General features: G+C 59.8%; 19 protein-coding genes. 12 read left to right on the top strand and 7 right to left on the bottom strand.

Features of this window, described 5'->3' with window-relative positions:
* Positions 1 to 129: 129 nt before the first annotated feature.
* From FHT71_RS14770 to FHT71_RS14760, 3 genes are read left to right on the top strand one after another with little or no spacing between them, the layout of a single operon-like run.
* Positions 130 to 669 carry a sigma-70 family RNA polymerase sigma factor gene (locus tag FHT71_RS14770; RefSeq protein ID WP_183720561.1) on the top strand — a complete coding sequence of 180 codons (540 nt, stop codon included), beginning with the start codon at positions 130 to 132 and terminating at the stop codon, positions 667 to 669.
* Positions 656 to 1423 (top strand): anti-sigma factor, encoded by a 768-nt coding sequence (locus FHT71_RS14765; RefSeq protein ID WP_132590345.1) that lies wholly within the window; start codon positions 656 to 658, stop codon positions 1421 to 1423. The genes FHT71_RS14770 and FHT71_RS14765 overlap by 14 nt, the downstream gene beginning before the upstream one ends.
* A gap of 19 nt (positions 1424 to 1442) precedes the next feature.
* On the top strand, positions 1443 to 2159 hold the full coding sequence (locus FHT71_RS14760) for a Bax inhibitor-1/YccA family protein (protein ID WP_132590347.1): 717 nt from the start codon (positions 1443 to 1445) through the stop codon (positions 2157 to 2159).
* A gap of 137 nt (positions 2160 to 2296) precedes the next feature.
* Here the strand turns inward: FHT71_RS14760 and FHT71_RS14755 are convergent, their stop codons facing one another.
* From FHT71_RS14755 to repA, 3 genes are all read right to left on the bottom strand, one after another.
* Positions 2297 to 3430 carry an RHE_PE00001 family protein gene (locus FHT71_RS14755; RefSeq protein WP_183720559.1) on the bottom strand — a complete coding sequence of 378 codons (1134 nt, stop codon included), beginning with the start codon at positions 3428 to 3430 and terminating at the stop codon, positions 2297 to 2299.
* A 168-nt stretch (positions 3431 to 3598) separates the two neighbouring features.
* Positions 3599 to 4582 (bottom strand): plasmid partitioning protein RepB, encoded by a 984-nt coding sequence (gene repB, locus FHT71_RS14750; RefSeq protein WP_132590351.1) that lies wholly within the window; start codon positions 4580 to 4582, stop codon positions 3599 to 3601.
* A complete protein-coding gene (repA, locus tag FHT71_RS14745; RefSeq protein ID WP_183720556.1) occupies positions 4579 to 5775 on the bottom strand; it encodes a plasmid partitioning protein RepA in 1197 nt (398 codons plus the stop codon). Before repA ends, repB begins: the two co-directional genes overlap by 4 nt.
* A 200-nt stretch (positions 5776 to 5975) precedes the next feature.
* Here repA and cobF point away from each other — a divergent pair, with 200 nt between their 5' ends.
* The 5 genes from cobF (at position 5976) to FHT71_RS14720 (ending at position 10298) form a co-directional block, all read left to right on the top strand.
* A complete protein-coding gene (gene cobF, locus FHT71_RS14740) occupies positions 5976 to 6743 on the top strand; it encodes a precorrin-6A synthase (deacetylating) (protein WP_132590355.1) in 768 nt (255 codons plus the stop codon).
* Between the two features lie 66 nt (positions 6744 to 6809).
* A complete protein-coding gene (gene cobG, locus FHT71_RS14735) occupies positions 6810 to 8174 on the top strand; it encodes a precorrin-3B synthase (RefSeq protein ID WP_183720553.1) in 1365 nt (454 codons plus the stop codon).
* 2 nt (positions 8175 to 8176) lie between these two features.
* Positions 8177 to 8809 (top strand): precorrin-8X methylmutase, encoded by a 633-nt coding sequence (locus FHT71_RS14730; RefSeq protein WP_132590359.1) that lies wholly within the window; start codon positions 8177 to 8179, stop codon positions 8807 to 8809.
* Entirely contained in the window at positions 8806 to 9537 is a 732-nt protein-coding gene (locus FHT71_RS14725) for a precorrin-2 C(20)-methyltransferase (protein ID WP_183720551.1), read from the top strand. The genes FHT71_RS14730 and FHT71_RS14725 overlap by 4 nt, the downstream gene beginning before the upstream one ends.
* Complete coding sequence (locus FHT71_RS14720; RefSeq protein WP_183720548.1) at positions 9534 to 10298, top strand: precorrin-3B C(17)-methyltransferase; 765 nt, start codon at positions 9534 to 9536, stop codon at positions 10296 to 10298. Before FHT71_RS14725 ends, FHT71_RS14720 begins: the two co-directional genes overlap by 4 nt.
* On the opposite strand, the gene FHT71_RS14715 is transcribed toward FHT71_RS14720, so the two are convergent.
* A complete protein-coding gene (locus FHT71_RS14715; RefSeq protein WP_132590365.1) occupies positions 10262 to 11032 on the bottom strand; it encodes a cobalt-precorrin-6A reductase in 771 nt (256 codons plus the stop codon). The genes FHT71_RS14720 and FHT71_RS14715 overlap by 37 nt on opposite strands.
* Between FHT71_RS14715 and cbiE the strand changes: the two genes are divergently transcribed.
* A complete protein-coding gene (cbiE, locus tag FHT71_RS14710; protein WP_183720545.1) occupies positions 11031 to 12263 on the top strand; it encodes a precorrin-6y C5,15-methyltransferase (decarboxylating) subunit CbiE in 1233 nt (410 codons plus the stop codon). The genes FHT71_RS14715 and cbiE overlap by 2 nt on opposite strands.
* A 10-nt stretch (positions 12264 to 12273) precedes the next feature.
* Entirely contained in the window at positions 12274 to 13035 is a 762-nt protein-coding gene (cobM, locus tag FHT71_RS14705; protein ID WP_183720542.1) for a precorrin-4 C(11)-methyltransferase, read from the top strand.
* A 19-nt stretch (positions 13036 to 13054) separates the two neighbouring features.
* Here the strand turns inward: cobM and FHT71_RS14700 are convergent, their stop codons facing one another.
* Positions 13055 to 13867 (bottom strand): TIM barrel protein, encoded by an 813-nt coding sequence (locus tag FHT71_RS14700; RefSeq protein ID WP_183720539.1) that lies wholly within the window; start codon positions 13865 to 13867, stop codon positions 13055 to 13057.
* Positions 13868 to 14558: 691 nt separating this feature from the next.
* Here FHT71_RS14700 and FHT71_RS14695 point away from each other — a divergent pair.
* Complete coding sequence (locus FHT71_RS14695) at positions 14559 to 15332, top strand: response regulator transcription factor (RefSeq protein WP_132590373.1); 774 nt, start codon at positions 14559 to 14561, stop codon at positions 15330 to 15332.
* Between the two features lie 121 nt (positions 15333 to 15453).
* On the opposite strand, the gene FHT71_RS14690 is transcribed toward FHT71_RS14695, so the two are convergent.
* On the bottom strand, positions 15454 to 16410 hold the full coding sequence (locus tag FHT71_RS14690) for a sterol desaturase family protein (RefSeq protein ID WP_183720537.1): 957 nt from the start codon (positions 16408 to 16410) through the stop codon (positions 15454 to 15456).
* A 253-nt stretch (positions 16411 to 16663) separates the two neighbouring features.
* On the opposite strand from FHT71_RS14690, the gene FHT71_RS14685 reads away from it, so the two are divergent.
* Complete coding sequence (locus FHT71_RS14685) at positions 16664 to 17566, top strand: DMT family transporter (protein WP_132590377.1); 903 nt, start codon at positions 16664 to 16666, stop codon at positions 17564 to 17566.
* A gap of 16 nt (positions 17567 to 17582) precedes the next feature.
* Here FHT71_RS14685 and FHT71_RS14680 read toward each other — a convergent pair whose 3' ends face one another.
* Entirely contained in the window at positions 17583 to 18251 is a 669-nt protein-coding gene (locus FHT71_RS14680) for a response regulator transcription factor (RefSeq protein WP_132590379.1), read from the bottom strand.
* Positions 18252 to 18868: the final 617 nt, after the last annotated feature.

Genomic DNA, 18868 nt, shown 5'->3' with positions numbered 1-18868 from the left:
GGCAAATCACGCGCGCGCGTTGTCGCGACACAACCTTGTCGGCTTCCGCGAGCCGTCTATCACTGATTCTGGTTCGAAATTTTTCTCGACGGCTGGAATAATTCGTCGCTCGCATCCGTATACTCAATCATGGAACGGAAAGAACGCCCATTCGATGTCATCGGCCAGCTTGCAGCGCTTCGGCGCTATGCGCGCTCGCTCGTGCGCAATTCGGATGATGCGGAAGATCTCGTTCACGACGCGCTGCTGCGGGCCTACGAAAAGAAGCAGAGTTTCCGCCGTGGCGGCAACCTGCGCACCTGGCTGCTATCGATCATGCACAATACTCACATCGACCGCATCCGCCAGGACCGCTCTTTGGCACGTCGGCACGAGGAAGCCGCCGTCGAGACAGAACAATCGCTGCAAGCCGGCCAGGAACACGCCGTCCGTCTCCAGCAGGTGCGAGACGCATTCTTCCATCTGCCGGAGGAACAGCGAGAGGCGCTCCATCTGGTCGCGATCGAGGACCTTTCCTACCAGGAAGCAGCGGCAGCCCTCGGGATACCGATCGGCACCTTGATGTCGCGCATTTCGCGCGCCCGCGCGCAGCTTCGTGAGTTCGAGGAGAACACGCCACGCGCTACGCACTTGAGACTAATCGGAGGGAACGGCAATGAAGGTAATTGATCCTGTCATCGACGCTGATCTCGATGCTTATGTCGACGGAGAACTCGACGTGGCGCGCCGCATTCAGGTCGAATCCTTCCTTTCAGAAAACCCCGCCATTGCCGCGAAGGTCATGGCTGACCTGAGCATGAGGGGTGAATTGCGCCTCGCGCTCGCCAGCGAAAGTGCATTCGGTCGTCCGGAAACGCGCGACGCAGCTCGACGCCTGGAGCGCGGCCTCACCTATGGTCGCATCTTCCATTCGATGCAGCGGATTGCGGCTGTCGTCATTCTGGTCGCCGCAGGCTGGGTCGCGCACACCTCCTTCGGCGCATTTACAGCAACGGAGGTTGCCGCCTCGGTGCCTGCCCCGGCCTATGTTGAGGATGCGGTACGCGCCTATCAGACGGCAATGCTGCGCCAGTCGGTGCCGTCTCAGTCTGTGGCGAGCTACAAGCCAGAGGACATTCGTGCGGCAACTGCGATCGTCATGCCGCAGCTGCCGGAAGACTGGACGATTTCTGACGTGCAGATCTTCCCGTCCGAGTTCGGCCCGAGCGTCGAGATGGCTATCAAGACGGCGGACAGCAAGCAGCTTTCGCTGTTTGCCGTGAGACCCGGTGCATTCGCAGTGCAGTCCGTAAGCCACGTCGCGCTCGACAAGGCAGAAGCTGCCTACTGGCAGATCGGCGATGTGGCCTATGCGCTCGTGGCCGGCGATCGCGAAATAAATCTGGATGCGGAGGCCGATCGGCTCGCCGGCACCCTTTATTAGTTCAACCGAGGAGATCAGTATGAACCCGACCAATCCGCGTTTTGGCTACGGCTCAGCCGCCGGCTCGCAGGCGCTCTTCGACGAGGGCCTGCGCCAGCATATGCTGCGCGTCTACAACTACATGGGCCTCGGCCTCGTTATCACGGGCATCGTCGCCTTTATCGTCGGCAGCACGCCGGCGCTCTATGTGCCGATCTTCCAGTCCCCGCTCAAGTGGGTCGTGATGCTCGCGCCGCTCGCCTTCGTCTTCTTCTTCTCATTCAAGATCCAGACGATGTCGGCCAGCGCTGCACAGATGACCTTCTGGGCCTTCTGCGCAGTCATGGGCCTTTCGCTCGCATCCGTCTTTCTGGTATTCACGGGCACGAGTATCGCACGCACCTTCTTCATTGCCGCGACCATGTTCGGCACTACCAGCCTTTACGGCTATGTGACCAAGCAGGATCTCTCGCGTTTCGGCTCGTTCCTGATGATGGGCCTGATCGGCGTGATCATCGCAAGCATCGTCAATATCTTCCTGGGCTCGAGCGCCCTGCAGTTCGCGATCTCGGTGATCGGTATCCTCGTCTTCGTCGGTCTGACGGCCTACGACACGCAGAATATCAAGACGCAGTATTCCGAGAATTACGATCAGGAATCGAACCAGAAGCTTGCCGTCTTCGGTGCGCTGTCGCTCTACCTGAACTTCGTCAATATCTTCCAGCTGCTGCTCAATTTCACGGGCGAGCGGGAGTAAAGATAAGCGCTTCTGGGGGCAAAGGAAGCGCTAGGGCGCCCGGTCCGCACTCTGTGACAGGATGCGCGGATCGGGTGCTCACTCAACGAAAGCGGCCCGGGTCTCCACACCCGGCCGCTTTCGTTTTTGACCTCCGATCAGATGATACCCCAGGCACGGTAACGCCCTCGCCCGGTGATTTCGCGGATGCCAATGTCATTCAGCAGATTGAGCGCGCCGCGGCTCGTCACCCGCAGCTCGCGGGCCACCATTGCCGAGGAGACCATCGGCCGCGACAGAACGAAGTCCGCAAGCTGCGGCAGGCTGCTGTTCGAGCGACGATCCCTGAAGCGGATTTCCATCTGCGTGCGCGCCAGCGAAAGACGGTCCATTTCCTTCAGGCCCGCGGCAGCGCTCTCTACCATTGCCTCAAGAAACGCCTGCAGCCGCGTCAGCCGGTCACGCGCACGCCGTCGCTCGTGGCGTATTGTCTTGAGGCCGGCATAGAAGGCAAAAAGGTGCGACGTGACCTTGCCGCGTGCGCGCAGATAGCCGGCAACGAGGAGACCTCCGAGCCAATGCTGCCGGCGGAGAGGTTCGATCCTCTCCCAGGCATCAAATATCAAAGCTGCGCCAAGCGTCGCGGGTAAGCCGTCGGCGATGACGACAGTTTTACGCCATGCGCGAAGACGCGCCGGCTCGTCCCATTCCTCATCATCGAACAAGCCGAGGGGATCGTCGTTCCGCTTCTCACGAGCGCGGTCGGATGTGTTACTCAGTTCGGGAGCGCCGAGACGGTTATGACTATCCAATAGTCGCTGCGATCTCTCCAGGATCGCATCGATCTCGGCCAGTTCAGCGGAGAGAAGGCTATCCGTCGCACCATCTACATCCTCATCGACCAGGAACCTTGCGCTCTTGATCTCCAGGGCTGCCCCCTCCCCTTCTATGCCGCCGGCCAGGGCCGACAGTCCCGAGGGACCGAGCGCCCAGTCCGGCGCTGCCGTCCAGATGCGACGTCGCACACGCAGGATCGAATGGGCAATCGTCAGTTCGTGGCTTGGTGTGCGCGTATCCATATGGGCGTCGTGCAGGACGAGGTCCTCGACGTGGATCAACTCACCAGCGACCCAGAGGGCACCGACGGCATCGAAAAAATGCCGGCGCTCGGCAAAGCCTTCTGCGACCGCTGCACGTGCCGCCCGCTCATCCAGCCTCGCCAAGCCATCCTCGGCCTCGACAATCGTCGGCAACAGGCTGACCAGCAACGGACTGTCGATTTCATAGCGCATTGTTAGTTATTTTGATTTCCCTGCAACGGAACCCAAATCACGCTTAACTTCCGTCATGTATGGCATGATTGATCCGCGCATTCAAACCGCCGGACAGCAAAAATTCCCTCTAAATGCTTGTGAGGCGGCGTTGATTGGCAGGGTCAGCGTCCGTGCCGGCTTCGGAGGCTATTTTCCACTCTTGAACGCCTCGTAGAGTTCGTCGAGGCGGCGCGAGATGTAGTCGCCAAAGTCCGCCGCATCGCCCGTCTTCAGCGCGAGGGTGAAAGAATCGCCGGCGCTTTTGATGCGGCCTTTGATCTTACCCGATTGCTTCGGGGACCATTCGTACTCGGTCACCGCCTGCCTGTCCGGCCTCCGTGCCAGTTCGGTGACGACGAGTTCAAAGCGGCGATCGCTGTCTTGAGCAGCGAACTGTGCCGAGCCAAGCAGACCCCGCAGGCGGGACGCCGTCGCATTGGTCCAGCCCTGCGCGAGCGCAATCCATTTGCGCCGTCCAGCGGCCGGCGCGGCACCTATGGCCATAATCACATCCATCGGTATGCTCTTGGCAACCGAGATCAGTTTCGACAATTCCGTCTTGTCGGTCGAAAGCGCCTTCATGATGACGGGTCGCTCGAAGCCCTTGCTCTCGAGATTGAAGGCAAAGACGGCGCGTTCAACATAGGACAGGTTGCGCCTTGCGGAATTCTCGATGCCTTGCGCGATGACGACGTCGACATCGTCAAGTTTCCGGATGATCGCTTGCACCTTACGCCCAAGCAGCCGTAGCGCCTGAAGCCGCCGGTGCCCATAGACGACTTGAAAGCGCGTAGCGTTCTCGGGATGCTGCCGAACGAGAATGGGGACCTCCTGTCCATTCTCCTCGATCGACCTCACCAGTTCGTCGGCAAGATCCTGCGGCAACTCGGCCAGTCGATCCCTGACAAAGGACATGTCGACGAGGTCCGGATCGAGCTCAACGACGCGCTCGCCGGAGAGCAGCGCCTCCTGCATCGCCCTACTTTCTTCTTCCATGCGCCCGAGCGTCAGCGCCATCGAACGAACCGGACCTGCGGGGCCGCGCAGCGGCGTTTCATCGTCCGGGTTGGCCGCGGCCAACTCCTGCGCGGTATCGTCGAAAAGCCCCTTCAGTCGATCGCGTCTGCTCATGTCCGGCCCCATGCTTTGTGAATTCCCGCCAGCACTTCACCGTTCGCCGCGTTCACCGACTCCAATGCTCGGTCATAGGTAGAACGCCGGACCTGCCCTCTCTCGATCTCGTAGAGCGACTGCTTCGTCAGCCCTGCATCGGCGATCGCCGTGGACTTTAGGATGGTCGCCGTCAGCACGTCGTCGCTGAAAAGGTTGCGCAGCAATGCCACGATCTGCGACTGCGGGGCATCGAACGGTTCGTGGCGCGTGACCACGTATTTGATGAAGTCATGTTGCAGGTCGCCCCCGGCCTTGCGCACGACGGACAGCAGATCCGATGTCATCAACAAAAACTGCGACATCGACGCAACGTCGACCATCTGCGGGTGGATGGTGATGAGAAGCGACGTTGCCGCGCAGACGGCGCCGAGCGTCAGATAACCAAGCTGCGGTGGGCAATCGATGACAACGACATCGTAGTTGGCCTCGACTTCTGAAATGGCAACGCCGACACGCCGGAAGAACACCTCCCCGGTCCGCTGGCGATCACCGAGCGCGCGCGGTGTCTCGTGCTCGAACTCCATCAATTCGAGATTTCCTGGCACGAGGTCGAGCCCGTCGAAGTAGGTCTTGCGCACCACGTCCTTCAGCGAGCGGCGGCTCGCGTCATAGCGGATCGCGCCGTAGAGCGTATCGCCGTCAGCCAAATCGAACTCCGGCTGGACTCCAAGCATGGACGACAGAGATGCCTGAGGATCGAGATCGATTGCCAGCACACGGTAGCCGTTCAGCGCCAGATATTGAGCGAGATAAAGGGTGGTCGTGGTCTTTGCCGAACCGCCCTTGAAATTCGTCACCGCAACCGTCTGCAGCTTTTCGCCTGGCCGCCGCCATGGAAGATAGGACAGCGCATCCTTCGGCTTGATCCGCACCATATGGTGCCGCAAAGCGTTGATCTGACCGAGCGTATAGGAACGCCGGCCATTGAGGGAAACCTCCGGCTGCGGCCCCTTGCCGTCGAGCGAGAGCTGGCGCAGATATCCGTCGGATACGCCGATCATCTGCGCGGCCTCCCCGGATGTGAAAGTCCGCAATGTCTTCTGTGACAGTGGCGGAAAGAGCTTCTCTCGAAGGAGCTTCAGCTGACGTGAAAGTTGGTTGGCGTGCCGCTCGATGCGCACGTCCGTCGTCGATACGCTAATGTTGTCCAAAACACCCGATCCCTATCAATGCGCTTTTCTATCAACATCGCGCTAAAAAGCGTATCGAAGATGCCATGATTCGCGAATCGCGACAATAACAGCCATGGCTGGCAGACATGCGCGAAGTTGGCCGCGGCCAACTTCGGCCCGGGCACTTGCGGAGACGGGTTGGCTGCGCCAGAAACGACCAGAATTGAAGGGGAAAAGGCGTGCGACACATCCACATCATCGGCATCGGGACGGGAAATCCCGAGCATTTGACCGTCCAGGCGATCAACGCGATGAATGCCGTGGATGTGATCTTCATTCCGACCAAAGGTGCTGAAAAGGACGGACTTGCCGCTGTCCGACGAGAAATCTGCAACCGCTACGTCACGAACAACAAGACTGAGATCATCGAATTTGCGGTGCCCAAGCGCACCACAGCCGACCGGACCTATCTCGAAAGCGTGGATGCCTGGCATGCCGCCATTGCCGAGACCTATGTCAGGCTGATCGAGGGCCTGCCAGAAGCCGGTACGGGTGCCTTCCTGATCTGGGGCGACCCCAGCCTCTACGACAGCACCATTCGCGTTCTCGAGCGTGCCCGGCAAGCCAGTCGTATCGTCTTCGAATTCAGTGTCATTCCCGGCATTACAAGTGTCCAGGCGCTTGCCGCAAGCCACCGTATTGCGATCAACCTTGTTGGAAAACCGCTTGAAATCACCACGGGTCGGCGTCTTGTCGAGCAAGGCAATCGGGCCGACAGCACGGTCGTGATGCTCGATGGCGAACTCGCCTTTTCAAAGATCGATGACCCCGACGCGGAGATCTTCTGGGGTGCCTACCTCGGAACTCCGGACGAGATCACACGCGCCGGCCGATTGGCGGACGTTGCTGACGAGATCGTCGCGCTCCGGGCCGAAGCGCGGGCGCGTCACGGCTGGATCATGGACATCTATCTGCTGCGCAAGGGGCATGATTTCGACGATCTTTGACATGGATCATGGTTTTGCGATGATCGCGCCGATCATGTAAGGACGTGATCGAAGGAATTGGCGACGATGGCATTTGGCGAACAGACGGCGCGCAACAGTCGGGAAGAGGCCCCCTCGGCCTGGATGCGCCGTGGCGCCTGCCCAACGCTCGCCAAGCCGATGCAAACCGGTGACGGTCTCCTGGCACGGCTGCGGCCCGCCGGCGGCATTCTTTCCATCCCGCAATTCATCCAGTTGGCCGAGGCCGCCCAAAGACACGGGAACGGAATCCTCGAGATCACGGCGCGCGGCAGCCTGCAAATCCGCGGCCTGCGACCGGAGACCGTCCAACCGCTCGCCGCAGATCTCGACACCGCCGGTATCTCGGTTCCCGCCGGCCCCGTGATCGAGCTCTCGCCGCTGCATGGCATCGCGCCTGACGAGATCGGGAAGCCAGCTAAGATCGAAGCGCTGCTGCGCGAAGAACTCGCTGCGGAGCTTCTTTCGCCCTTGCTTGCGCCGAAGCTGTCAATCCTGATCGACGGCGGCGGCACGTGTGGCCTTGCTGCACTTACCGGTGACATTCGTGTGACCGCGGTTTGCGCTGGCGTCTGGCGGGTTGCCATCGACGGCAACGAGCGAACGGCCCTGCCATTGTTGACGGGAAACGCCGATACGGCAGTTCGGGCGGTGGGAGATCTGCTTCATCTGCTCGTTTCGCTTGGCCGTCACAAGCGGTGCCGTGATATCGAGCGTGAGCATCTGCGGTCAGCTTTCCCTTCGATGGAGGCCATGCCGCTTGCAGGTACGCCCGAGTGCAAAAGTCCTTTGGTCGGCACCCTCGCCCTGTCCGACGGTTCCGCGGTTCTCGGCCTTAGGCCTCGCTTCGGCCAAATGCACGCCAGCGAGCTTGTTGCATTCCTTGGCGCCGCCGAAGCGCTCGGCGCAACGCAAGTCAGGCCAAGCCCTAAGCGCGTCTTATTTTTGGCTGGGCTTTCTTCTCAGTCAGCCGCAACCCTTGCGCAAATGGCACCCCGGTACGCTCTGTCTGCCGACATCGATGATCCGGCGATGCATATCGCTGCGTGTGCAGGCGCCGGTGCCTGCGCTTCAGGCCGTTTTCAGACCAAGGTTCGCGCCGAGAGGTTGGTCACGATCGCTCCTGAATTGCTGGACGGTTCGATGGTTGTTCACCTCTCCGGCTGCGCCAAGGGTTGCGCCCATCCACGACCCGCTCTTTGTGTTGTCGGCGCCGAAGATGGTTACCATCTCATACTGGACGGCGTAGCGTCGGATATTCCCGATGCACAGATTGCTAGCGGCGACATCGATTCCGCTATAGAGAAACTCGCTCGCCTGATCAAAAACGAGAGACAAGCTGGCGAATCGGCTGCCGCATGCCTTAGACGGATCGGCAAACACGACGCCATAAGGGCGCTGCGACAGGGATAGGAATGCCTGACTACGACTACATTCACAGCGGGGACGCGATCTACGAGCGATCCTTTGCGATCATTCGCAGCGAAGCTGACCTTTCACGGTTTTCTGTTGAGGAAGCCGATATTGCCGTGCGGATGATCCATGCATGCGGGCTCGTTGAAGCAGCAGAGCATTTCGTGTTCTCGCCCGGCTTCGTCAGCGCCGCGCGTGCCGCCCTGCACGACGCAGCACCGATCTTTTGTGACGCAGAAATGGTGGCACACGGTGTCACGCGTAAGCGCTTGCCGGCCCACAACGACGTGCTCTGCACCTTGCACGATCCGCGCACGGCGGAGCTTTCAAAGCAGACCGGCAACACGCGCTCGGCAGCAGCGCTCCACCTTTGGCTGGAGCGGATGGCAGGCAGCGTCGTCGCCATCGGCAATGCCCCGACAGCCCTCTTCCATCTGCTTGAACTGCTTCGAGACGGCGCGCCGAAACCGGCAGCGATCATCGGCATGCCGGTCGGCTTCGTCGGCGCAGCAGAATCAAAGGATGCCTTGGCGCAAAACTCCTACGGCGTACCGTTTTCGATTGTGCGTGGCCGCCTCGGTGGCAGCGCGATGACGGCAGCCGCCCTGAACGCTTTGGCGAGAGCTGGCCTATGAAGAATTCTGGCCGTCTTATCGGCGTCGGCACTGGTCCCGGCGACCCGGAGCTCCTGACCGTCAAGGCTGTCAAGGCGATCGAGGCAGCACATGTCGTTGCGTATTTTGCCAAGCAGGGCAGGGGCGGTAACGGCAAGGCGATCGTCGAGCATCTGTTGAACGCAGAAAAGACGCTCCTACCGCTCTACTATCCGGTGACGACCGAGATCGAAAAAACGGACGAGGCCTACCAGGGTCAGATTACTGCCTTTTACGATCAATCAGCGGCTGCAGTGGCCAGGCACTTGGAAAACGGTCGCACCGTCGCCGTGCTGAGCGAGGGCGACCCCCTGTTTTACGGCTCCTACATGCATCTGCATGTACGCCTGGCAAACCGCTATCAGACCGAAGTCATTCCCGGGATCACCGCGATGTCAGGATGCTGGTCGCTCGCCGGCATTCCAATCGTCCAGGGAGATGACGTGCTCTCCGTACTGCCGGGAACGATGGCTGAGGCCGAGCTGCAGCGCAGACTATCGGACACGCAGGCCGCTGTGATCATGAAGGTGGGACGCAACCTTCCGAAGATCCGCCGCGCGCTCGAGGCATCCGGCCGGCTCGCCGAGGCCGTCTATGTGGAGCGGGGCACAATGGTCAATGCGGCGATGACGAAACTTGCCGACAGGCCGGATGGTGATGCGCCGTACTTTTCGCTGGTGCTCGTGCCCGGTTGGGAGGCCGCCCGATGACCGGGAAGCTCTTCGTGATCGGGACGGGCCCGGGCAATCCGGATCAGATGACACCGGAAGCTACCGACGCCGTTTCCCAGGCAACGGAGTTCTATGGATACGGACCCTATCTCGACCGGCTGCGCCTCAGATCCGATCAGCGGCGGCAGGCATCCGACAACCGGGAGGAGCTGGATCGAGCAGCGGCCGCTCTGCATGCCGCAGCAACCGGCGCGACCGTCTGCGTCGTTTCCGGCGGCGACCCGGGCATCTTTGCCATGGCCGCGGCCGTTTGCGAAGCCATCGATAGCGGTCCGCAAGAATGGCGCGCCGTTGATCTGGTCGTGCTCCCGGGGATTACCGCCATGCTTGCGGTCGCCGCCCGCATCGGGGCGCCACTCGGCCACGATTTCTGCGCAATATCACTCTCTGATAACCTAAAGCCTTGGAATATAATAGAGAATAGACTTTCTGTGGCTGCGCAGGCGGGCTTCGTCATCGCGCTCTACAACCCGATCAGCAAGGCACGGCCCTGGCAATTGGGCAAGGCGTTCGAACTGCTGCGCTTAGCGTTGCCCGCAACAACGCCAGTGATTTTCGGCAGGGCTGCGGGACGTCCCGACGAACGCATCACGATCCAGCCACTTGCCGAAGCCGACGCTGCGACCGCGGATATGGCAACCTGCGTCATCATTGGCTCGCCTGAGACGAAGGTGATCGCCCGAGACGGCAAGCCGGACCTCGTCTACACGCCGCGGTTCATCGCAGGGGAAAACAGGTGATCGATCGCCGCCAGCATCGCTTCGATCGTGGTGACCGTCTGCAAGGCAGCGGCCGGCACGCGCACGACCATGATCACCTCGATACCGAGCCTTCGCGCCGCCTCGATCTTGGCATAAGTCGCCGAACCGCCGCTGTTCTTGGTCACCAAGGCGTCGATGCGATGACTGCGAAGCAGCGAAACTTCGCTTTCGACATCGTAAGGGCCGCGATCGAGGACCAGCTGAACGTCGGGAAGGACAAGCGGCGGCTCGACAGGATCGACGCTACGCACGAGGTAAAAGTGCTGGGGCGCGACTTCGGCGCGATGCGCTTCCTGGCGACCGATCGCCAGGAAGACCCGGCGAGGGGAGGGGCCAAGCCTCTCAATGGCTTCTGTGACGGTCGCAACATGCGTCCACCGATCACCAGGTTCAGCCACCCATTCTGGCCGGCGCAGCGCGAATGCGGGAATGCCGATCGCCGCCGAGGCCTCGCTGGCGTTTCTGGAGATGCGAGCTGCAAAGGGATGCGTTGCGTCGATCAGGAGGTCGAAGCTACCATCACGCAGAAAAGCAGCCAGTCCGTCGACGCCACCAAAACCGCCGATGCGAACAGGAACTGGTTGATCGCACGGTTTTTCCGTTCGGCCAGCGAGCGAGAGCAACACATCGTACCGGCCGGTGTTCGTGAGCGCTTGGGCGAGGGAGCGCGCTTCGCCGGTGCCTCCCAGCATCAGGATGCGGATTTTGCCCATGTCTGATATGCCTTCCGCTCCCAGCCAACGCTGGCTGACTATTATCGGCATCGGCGAAGATGGTCCAGCCGGGCTAGGTGACGAGGCCAAGCGATTGATCGCTGCCGCGTCCGTCGTCTTTGGCGGAAGACGGCATCATGAGCTGGCGGCAGCAATCATCACCGGCAAGAGGCTCATCTGGGAAAGCCCCTTCGAGAAGTCCGTTGAGGCGGTCGTTGCGCACCGTGGCTTGCCGGTCGTCGTCCTCGGCTCGGGCGATCCGTTTCTTTATGGCGTTGGCGCGACGCTATCGCGACGCATCGGTGCCGAGGAAATGCATGTCATCCCGGCCCCATCCTCTTTCAGCCTGGCTGCCTCGCGGCTCGGCTGGCCACTGCAAGAGGTGGCCAGTGTTTCGCTACACGGCCGCCCGTTGGATCTGATCCGACCGCACCTGCATCACGGCAGGCGGATCATCGCATTGACGTCGGACGGCGAGACACCAGACCAACTCGCGGAGCTTCTCCGCGTCTCCGGCTTCGGCCAATCCGAACTGCACGTTCTTGAGGCGCTTGGCGGGGAGCGCGAGCGGCAGCGTCACGCGCGCGCCGATCGCTTTGACCTTGCGGAGATCGACCCGCTGAACGTCTGTGCGATCGAGGTTGTGGCAGGGCAGGGGGCGCGGACGATTGTCTTCACACCGGGGCTCGATGACGCCCTTTTCGAGCACGATGGCCAGCTAACAAAGCAGGACGTCCGTGCAATCACGCTTGCCGCGTTGGCCCCGTGCCATGGCGAACTGCTCTGGGACATCGGCGCCGGCTCCGGCTCGATCGGCATCGAATGGATGCTGGCCGACCCATCGCTGCGGGCGATCGCCATCGAGCAATCGAGCGAGCGGGTCGCGCGCATCGCAAGAAATGCACTTGCCTTCGGCGTCCCCGGCCTTGCGATCGTCGAGGGAACCGCCCCCGAGGCGCTTGCGAACCTGCCGGAACCCGACGCGATCTTCGTCGGCGGTGGCGGCAGCGAGGCAGGCGTGCTCGAGGCAGCGCTTGAGGCCCTGAAGAGGGGAGGGCGTCTGGTTGCCAACGCCGTGACGCTTGAGATGGAGGCAATGCTGCTTTCGCTGCACCGGCAGTACGGCGGCACGCTGACCCGTATTGAAATCGCACGCGCAGCACCCCTCGGCGGCATGAACGGTTGGCGTCAAGCCATGCCCGTCACGCAGTGGCGCTATGGAAAGAAGTGAGACAAAGCAGATGACGACAGTGCATTTCATCGGCGCCGGGCCGGGTGCGGCGGACCTGATTACGGTGCGCGGCCGCAACCTCATCGGCAAATGCCCAGTCTGTCTCTATGCGGGCTCGATCGTGTCCCCGGAACTACTGCAATACTGCCCGTCTAACGCGCGCATCATCGATACGGCACCGATGTCGCTGGACGAGATCGAGGCTGAGTACCTGCGGGCCGCCGCAGCCGGCGAGGACATTGCGCGATTGCATTCGGGCGACCTTTCCGTTTGGAGCGCCGTTGCCGAGCAAATCCGCCGGCTCGAAAAGCACAACATCGACTACACGATGACGCCCGGCGTGCCCGCCTTTGCGGCGGCAGCCGCCGCCCTTGGCCGGGAACTGACGATTCCAGCCGTCGCGCAAAGCCTGGTGCTGACGCGCGTTTCGGGTCGTGCGTCGCCGATGCCGAACAACGAAACATTGGCGCGATTTGGCGCGACCGGCTCAACATTGGCCATCCACCTTGCCATACATGCGCTCGAGCAGGTTGTCGCGGAACTGACGCCGCTCTACGGCGCCGACTGCCCCGTCGCGATCGTCGCCAAGGCCTCCTGGCCGGATGAACGGATCATCCGGGGGACGCTTGGCGACATCGAGGCAAAGCTGAGCGCCGAGCCGATAGAGCGAACAGCGATCATCTTCGTCGGCCCGTCACTTTCGGCCAGCGATTTTCGTGAGAGTTCGCTCTACGACGCCGCATACCAGCGACGCTTTCGTGGCAGAGGGTGAGGGGGAGGGGCTACGCGGCTCAGACCTGCGCCGAAAGGTAGTCCATGCTCGCCCGTAACGCCTTTGCCGGATCCTTGAGATGGTGCACTTCGGCAGCGAACGGCTCGAAGGAGAACGGTCCGGCATAACCCGCCTCTACGAGTGCACGCATCTGCCCGGCATTGTCCAGACGATCATCTGCCGCCACCAGCACGCGGTGAGGATCGCGCATATCCGCGATCGAAACGTCAGGGTCGCTGACACCAGAGATATGAACCAGCCCGGTCAGGTCGGGAATGAGCTGTCCTTCGCCGGCAAGATGATGATGGAACGTGTCATGGACCAGCTTGAACGTCGATCGGGCCGACAGGGCATCGATCGCCGCCGCGGCCTCCGCCTTTGACCGTAGGGAACAGATCTCGAAGCCCAGCGGCTCCACAAGCCCTATGATCCCGGCGGCCTCGAGCATCGGCTTCAGTGCCGCCAGCGAATGGCGCAGATTCTCCTGACGCTCGCCGTCGGCTCGGCCGGTGCCGTCGTTCTTGGGAACAAGAACGAGCGCCTTTGCGCCGCACGCTTTCGCAAAGCTGATCAACGCCTGCGCTTCCTCCGCGCGCGCAGCGTTCCATTCATTGAAGCGCTGCAGCGCATTGATCGAGATAATGGTCAACGCGTGTTGTCGTGCCGCCTGCGCGATCACCTCTGGTGTGGTTCCATCGAGGATCGCATTGCCCGTGAGATCATTGCGTATCTCGACTGCATCGATGCCAAGCGACGTGGTCAGCGCAAAGAAATCTTCGATCGGCAGCGACGGCGCCGCCATGTGGTTGAGGGCAAAACGAAGCGATGACATTTCCGGGCTCCTCCTTAAGCCTTGAACATCCCGGGAGGGTGCTCTTGCCTTTAGTTTCTCTACCCGACTTCCCGATGCGATCCACCTCTTTGCATAAATCCCCACTTTCATCCTTGAGAGAAAATCACCCCCGATGATGTAATGACCTCACACGATGAGACTGAACGCACTCCACAGGGAGCACAGTGAACACTTGACGGGAACGTCGATAGTGGGACTGCTACGACAGCAACTGCAGCCTAAATATCAACGGCTGAAACCGGCACAACTCGCAGCTACGGCCAAACTTAAATGCGCCTGATAAGAGTAGTTTCATTGAAGCAACTTAATTTCAATAACATCTGTAAGGAATTTTATTCCTTCCAAGATCAATACCACTCACTGCATGCCGATGTACTTTCGCTACTGAGAAAATACATTCCGAGTTTTCCGAAAAGAAAGCATATTTTTATATACTCCAACTCTCAGCATTAACCGTCTGAAATATTTTTGTATTGCTTATTAGCATCCATGTATGTAGTTTCTTAATAAAGTAGAAACCATGCGATCAGCAGACTTGTGATTGATCATACGAAGTACTTCTACTTTGGAGGCATACTAAGGGGATCATCAAATCGTTCCGGGGTCGTCGCAAAGTATTGCATTCATTACGCACGACTATTCTCCGGAACTCTAGGGGTATGAGGCTAGTATGAATTACGTACCTTCGGAATTTGAAAGCGGACGGATACCACTGAATAGGCTTCGGCATGATGCGGTGACATCAAGGGCGAAAGCGGACTTCGAGCATTCTGACGGGGCGCAAGACGATGATCGCTGCGTGCTGATTATCGACGCCAGAACACTTGAACGTCAATGCCTTGCAACAACGCTGAGGGCGAATGGTCTGCGCATGGACGCCCTGACCGTTGCTTCAATTGGAGAGTGGCGCGAAGAGAAAGACAAGGACCAGCCTGTTGGTGCGGTCCTGCTCAACATCGCCGGTCGCAGGATGGATGACGCCACCCTGTACGATGAGATCAAGCACATAACGTCGGAAGTCGCGCCAGCGCCGGTTATCATTTTGGCGGATGGTGACGACCTGAACCAGACGTTGAAGGTCCTTCAATACGGCGCTCGCGGTTTCATTCCAACCTCTGTCGGGATCGAGGTCTGCGTCGAGGCAATTTCCCTGGCGATCGCAGGCGGGACCTTCATTCTCGCAAGTGGCGCCTTCTGCCCTGGTGCAGCGGCCACAGTTGACCGGAACCAGCAGCAGCGGCCGAATGAACTATCGCGCCTGTTTACGCTGCGGCAAGCCGAGGTCGTGCAAGCGCTTCGCAAAGGCAAGGCCAACAAGATCATCGCCTATGAACTCAACCTGCGCGAAAGCACGGTCAAAGTTCATATCCGAAATATCATGAAAAAGCTGAAGGCGACCAACCGCACGGAAGTTGCCTACAAGCTCAACGACATGTTCCAGTAATTATGGAAGATTAAGGCAGGGAGGCGCGCAGCTGTTGTCTGCGCGCCTTCTTCGATTGCGCGACTTTATCTGCAATAACGAGAGTATCTGCAATAAAGAGTCGCAAAAACGCTGCCAGATCTTACTCATACGCCGTGTGTTCCTTTTGGGGCGCGACGGTCGGCTGCGGCTTGTGGCGACGTCCTAGTATCTGTCTGAACCCTCTCGCCGAAAACGGTTGAACGAGCTGGGCAACGAAGCCCTCGGCAATCCGTCCACTGATCCCGATCTCAGCCGGCGGTCTGCGAGGCGGATTGAAATACGTCCCGAATATCTGATCCCATAAAACGAGATTCTCGCCGTAGTTGGTGTTTCCCTCGGAAAGCACCTTCGAATGATGCCAGCGGTGCAAGCGCGGGGTGCTGAAAATCCGGTCGAGCGGGCCTGTCCTGACATCCATGTTGCAGTGGGTGAGAAGGCCGATGAAAGCTGTCACCGCGCTGATCCAAAGGAAAACGGGGAGGGGCGCCCCCAAGACATAGAGCGGGATTTGGCTAAGCGCGATCTTGAAGAGCGAATCGACGACGTGAAAGCGGCCGGTATTGACAACCCACAGGCGTTCGACGCTGTGATGCAGGGCATGAAACCGCCACAACGAAAGGATCTCGTGCGCGGCGCGGTGCGCGACATAGAGACCGAATTCGGCGATGACCAAACCCAGCGCGACCTGGAAGGCAAGGGGCCAGTGGTCCGGCCATACCGCCGCAGGCGACGTGACCGCTGGCTGCACGACTGTGGCAATCGCCATTGGGGCAGACGCTCCAATGGCCGCGGCAAGTTGTACGCCACCCTTGGTCAGGAGCGTATGTGCGATGTCGTTGAAAGTTTCGCCATCATGCTTCAGCCATTCCTGCTCATAGGGCATCAGCCGCTCGAAGCCTGCGATCGCCGCGACGATCGACAGATAGACGACGTTGAACCACAACAGCGGCGCGCCTGTATGAAAAGCCCAGCCGGCCCCACTCAATCCCGCGGCGAAGAGCGCTGGCCACAATGCCCACGACGTCGCCATGTAAAGTGCCGACTTGCCCTCATTCATCACGCGCACCCTCTACCTTGCCTCTGACGTCTTATGATACACCGGACTTGGGTGCGTCAGGCAAGGCCCGAAGCGACGATCTGTCATAAGGCCACACCCTTGAAGCAACTGACAGGCGCGGACCAGCCGGATACGTCGAAAATGCCTGCTGGCCGCCCGACGGCAACTTTGCCGTGTTGATTTCTTGCGATTGTCACGCGGCGGGCTTCTTGATAGGCATCATCCATAAGATGTAATCCCCCGCCACAGGCCAATGCTCCAACGATCCCATGACCACGCCGCGAGCCCGCTCGTCGGAATTGCGCTTGCTTCTTCCGGCTATTCGCTATTTGCCATTCAGGACGCGGTGGTGAAGTGGCTGGTGGCCGATTACGCGGTTCCGCAAATCCTCTTCATGCGCAGCATCATGATCGTGGTTATTGCCGGCGTCATGGTTCAGCGGCTGCGGCATCCTTCAATATTAAAAAGCCCGCACCGGAAGTCCCTGCTGTTGCGCGCAGGGCTCATGCTTGCGGCATGGATGGCCTACTATTCTGCTGCACGCCACCTCGGCCTCGCCGAGATCACCACGATGTATTTCTCAGCGCCTATCATGGTGGTCCTGCTATCGATCCTCGTCCTCAAGGAGAACGTCGGGCCGATGCGATGGTTCGCATGCATAGGCGGCTTCGTCGGCGTGCTGCTCGCCGCCAATCCCGCCGAAGCACCAAGCCTTGTGCCCGCCGGGATGGTCATCTTCGCGGGTTTCTGCTGGGCGTGGAGCACCGTGCTTGTTCGCCTCGTCAGCCGCACCGAAAGCACCGCGAACCAGATGATGGCAACAAGCTTTGCCTTCGTTGTCGCCTGCGGCGCGACGCTGCCGTGGTTGTGGAAGACACCGGATCTTTTCGGCTGGATGCTGATGATCGGCCTCGGCTTCGTGGCTGCAGCCGGCCAGTATCTGCTCTACGAGGGTTTCCGCCATGCACCTGCTTCGACGCTGGCGCCGATGGAATATAGCGGCCTCGTCTGGGCGTTTCTTTACGGCTATCTCATCTGGTCGGAAGTCCCGACGGTCAATGTCGTGGCAGGTGCCGGGCTGATCGTCGCCTCCAGCCTCACGCTTGTATGGTGGGAGCGTCGGCAGATGCTCTGCGCCACCCGGCTGTCTACGTAGGGCGCCGGCCACGCCGTCAAGTGTAAGCCCTCTGCACACTAGCCTCGTGCGCCACGCTCAGCTTCTGAGCGGCCAGCACGACTTCGAGCCGGTTTCGAGCGTCGAGCTTCTGCATCAGGACGGTCATATAGTGCTTCACCGTCTTTTCGCTGATGTCGAGACAGCTCGCAATCTCCCGGTTGGTATTGCCACGCATCAAGTAGCCGACGATCTGCTCTTCGCGGGCGCTCAACCGGAGATGCACCTGCGTCTTTCGACGTAGCGCCTCGGTCTTCATCGACATGATTACCTTGGTGGCGAAACCGGGCGTGATGAAGGTATTGCCGGCATAGACCGTGCGGATAGCCTCATGCAAATCAGAGGCGGTGCTGCCCTTCAACACGTAACCGGAAACACCCAGACCCAAGACCTGGATCGCCGACTCGATACTGGAGCTGGCAGTAAACACGATGATGCGGGTACGCTGATAGCGCTGCAGCATGATCTCGATCGCGGAAAGCGCGTCGCCAGGCATGCTCAGGTCGACCACAATCACATCAGGGTCGAGTTCCTCGACAAGCTTCAATGCGTCAACCGCATTCTCCCCTTTGCCGACAATCGCCAGATCTTCCTTGTTTGAATAGAGACTGACCAATCCTTCGAGTAGTATTGGATGATCATCGACGAACGCTACTGAAATCGCCATCCCGCTCCCCTCTCATTTTAAGTACTACCCTAGCGCACCAACACGTGTTTTTGAAGATAATACTTAAGTGATAGTTAAATCAGTCTACGATGGGACAATGTCTCTTTCACTACACATTTCGTTTCAGTAGTAAAATCGCGCTACCCCCCGCCAATACTTTCGTCATCCGGTCAGGAATAGCTGAATCGGCATGAGAAGGCCGAAAATGTGGGCGCGAGCTAGCGGAGACAACAGGCAAGGCGCTCATTTTGAGCAAGGACCAAACGGCACTATCTCGAGGATAAACCAGCACCCCTTAATACCTTGGAGACCTCTAATAATAGCATCCGCCGCCGTGTTAAAAAATGGTTAACATCCATCCCACTCCTACAACGATAGAGGTATATATTATTGCAATACATGGCGCGGCAGACAACAGCCTGCAATTGAACTTGAAATGCTCCGTCATCCAGCACGGTTGCTGTGTCGGTGGTCGTTGCCGACCTGATGTCAATGCCGCCCTAGTCCCCTCCTTGCTACTCCTCCCTGAATGCCTTCATCATCTGGTCGGTGAATGGCTTGAGGAGGTATGAGAGAGCGGTTCGTTCGGCGGTCTGGACGAAGACTTCGACGGGCAT

This window comes from Rhizobium sp. BK060 (genome assembly GCF_014193145.1).
Classification (GTDB): domain Bacteria; phylum Pseudomonadota; class Alphaproteobacteria; order Rhizobiales; family Rhizobiaceae; genus Rhizobium.
Note: the sequence above shows the minus strand (reverse complement) of the source record. Positions and strands in the feature narration are given on the sequence as shown.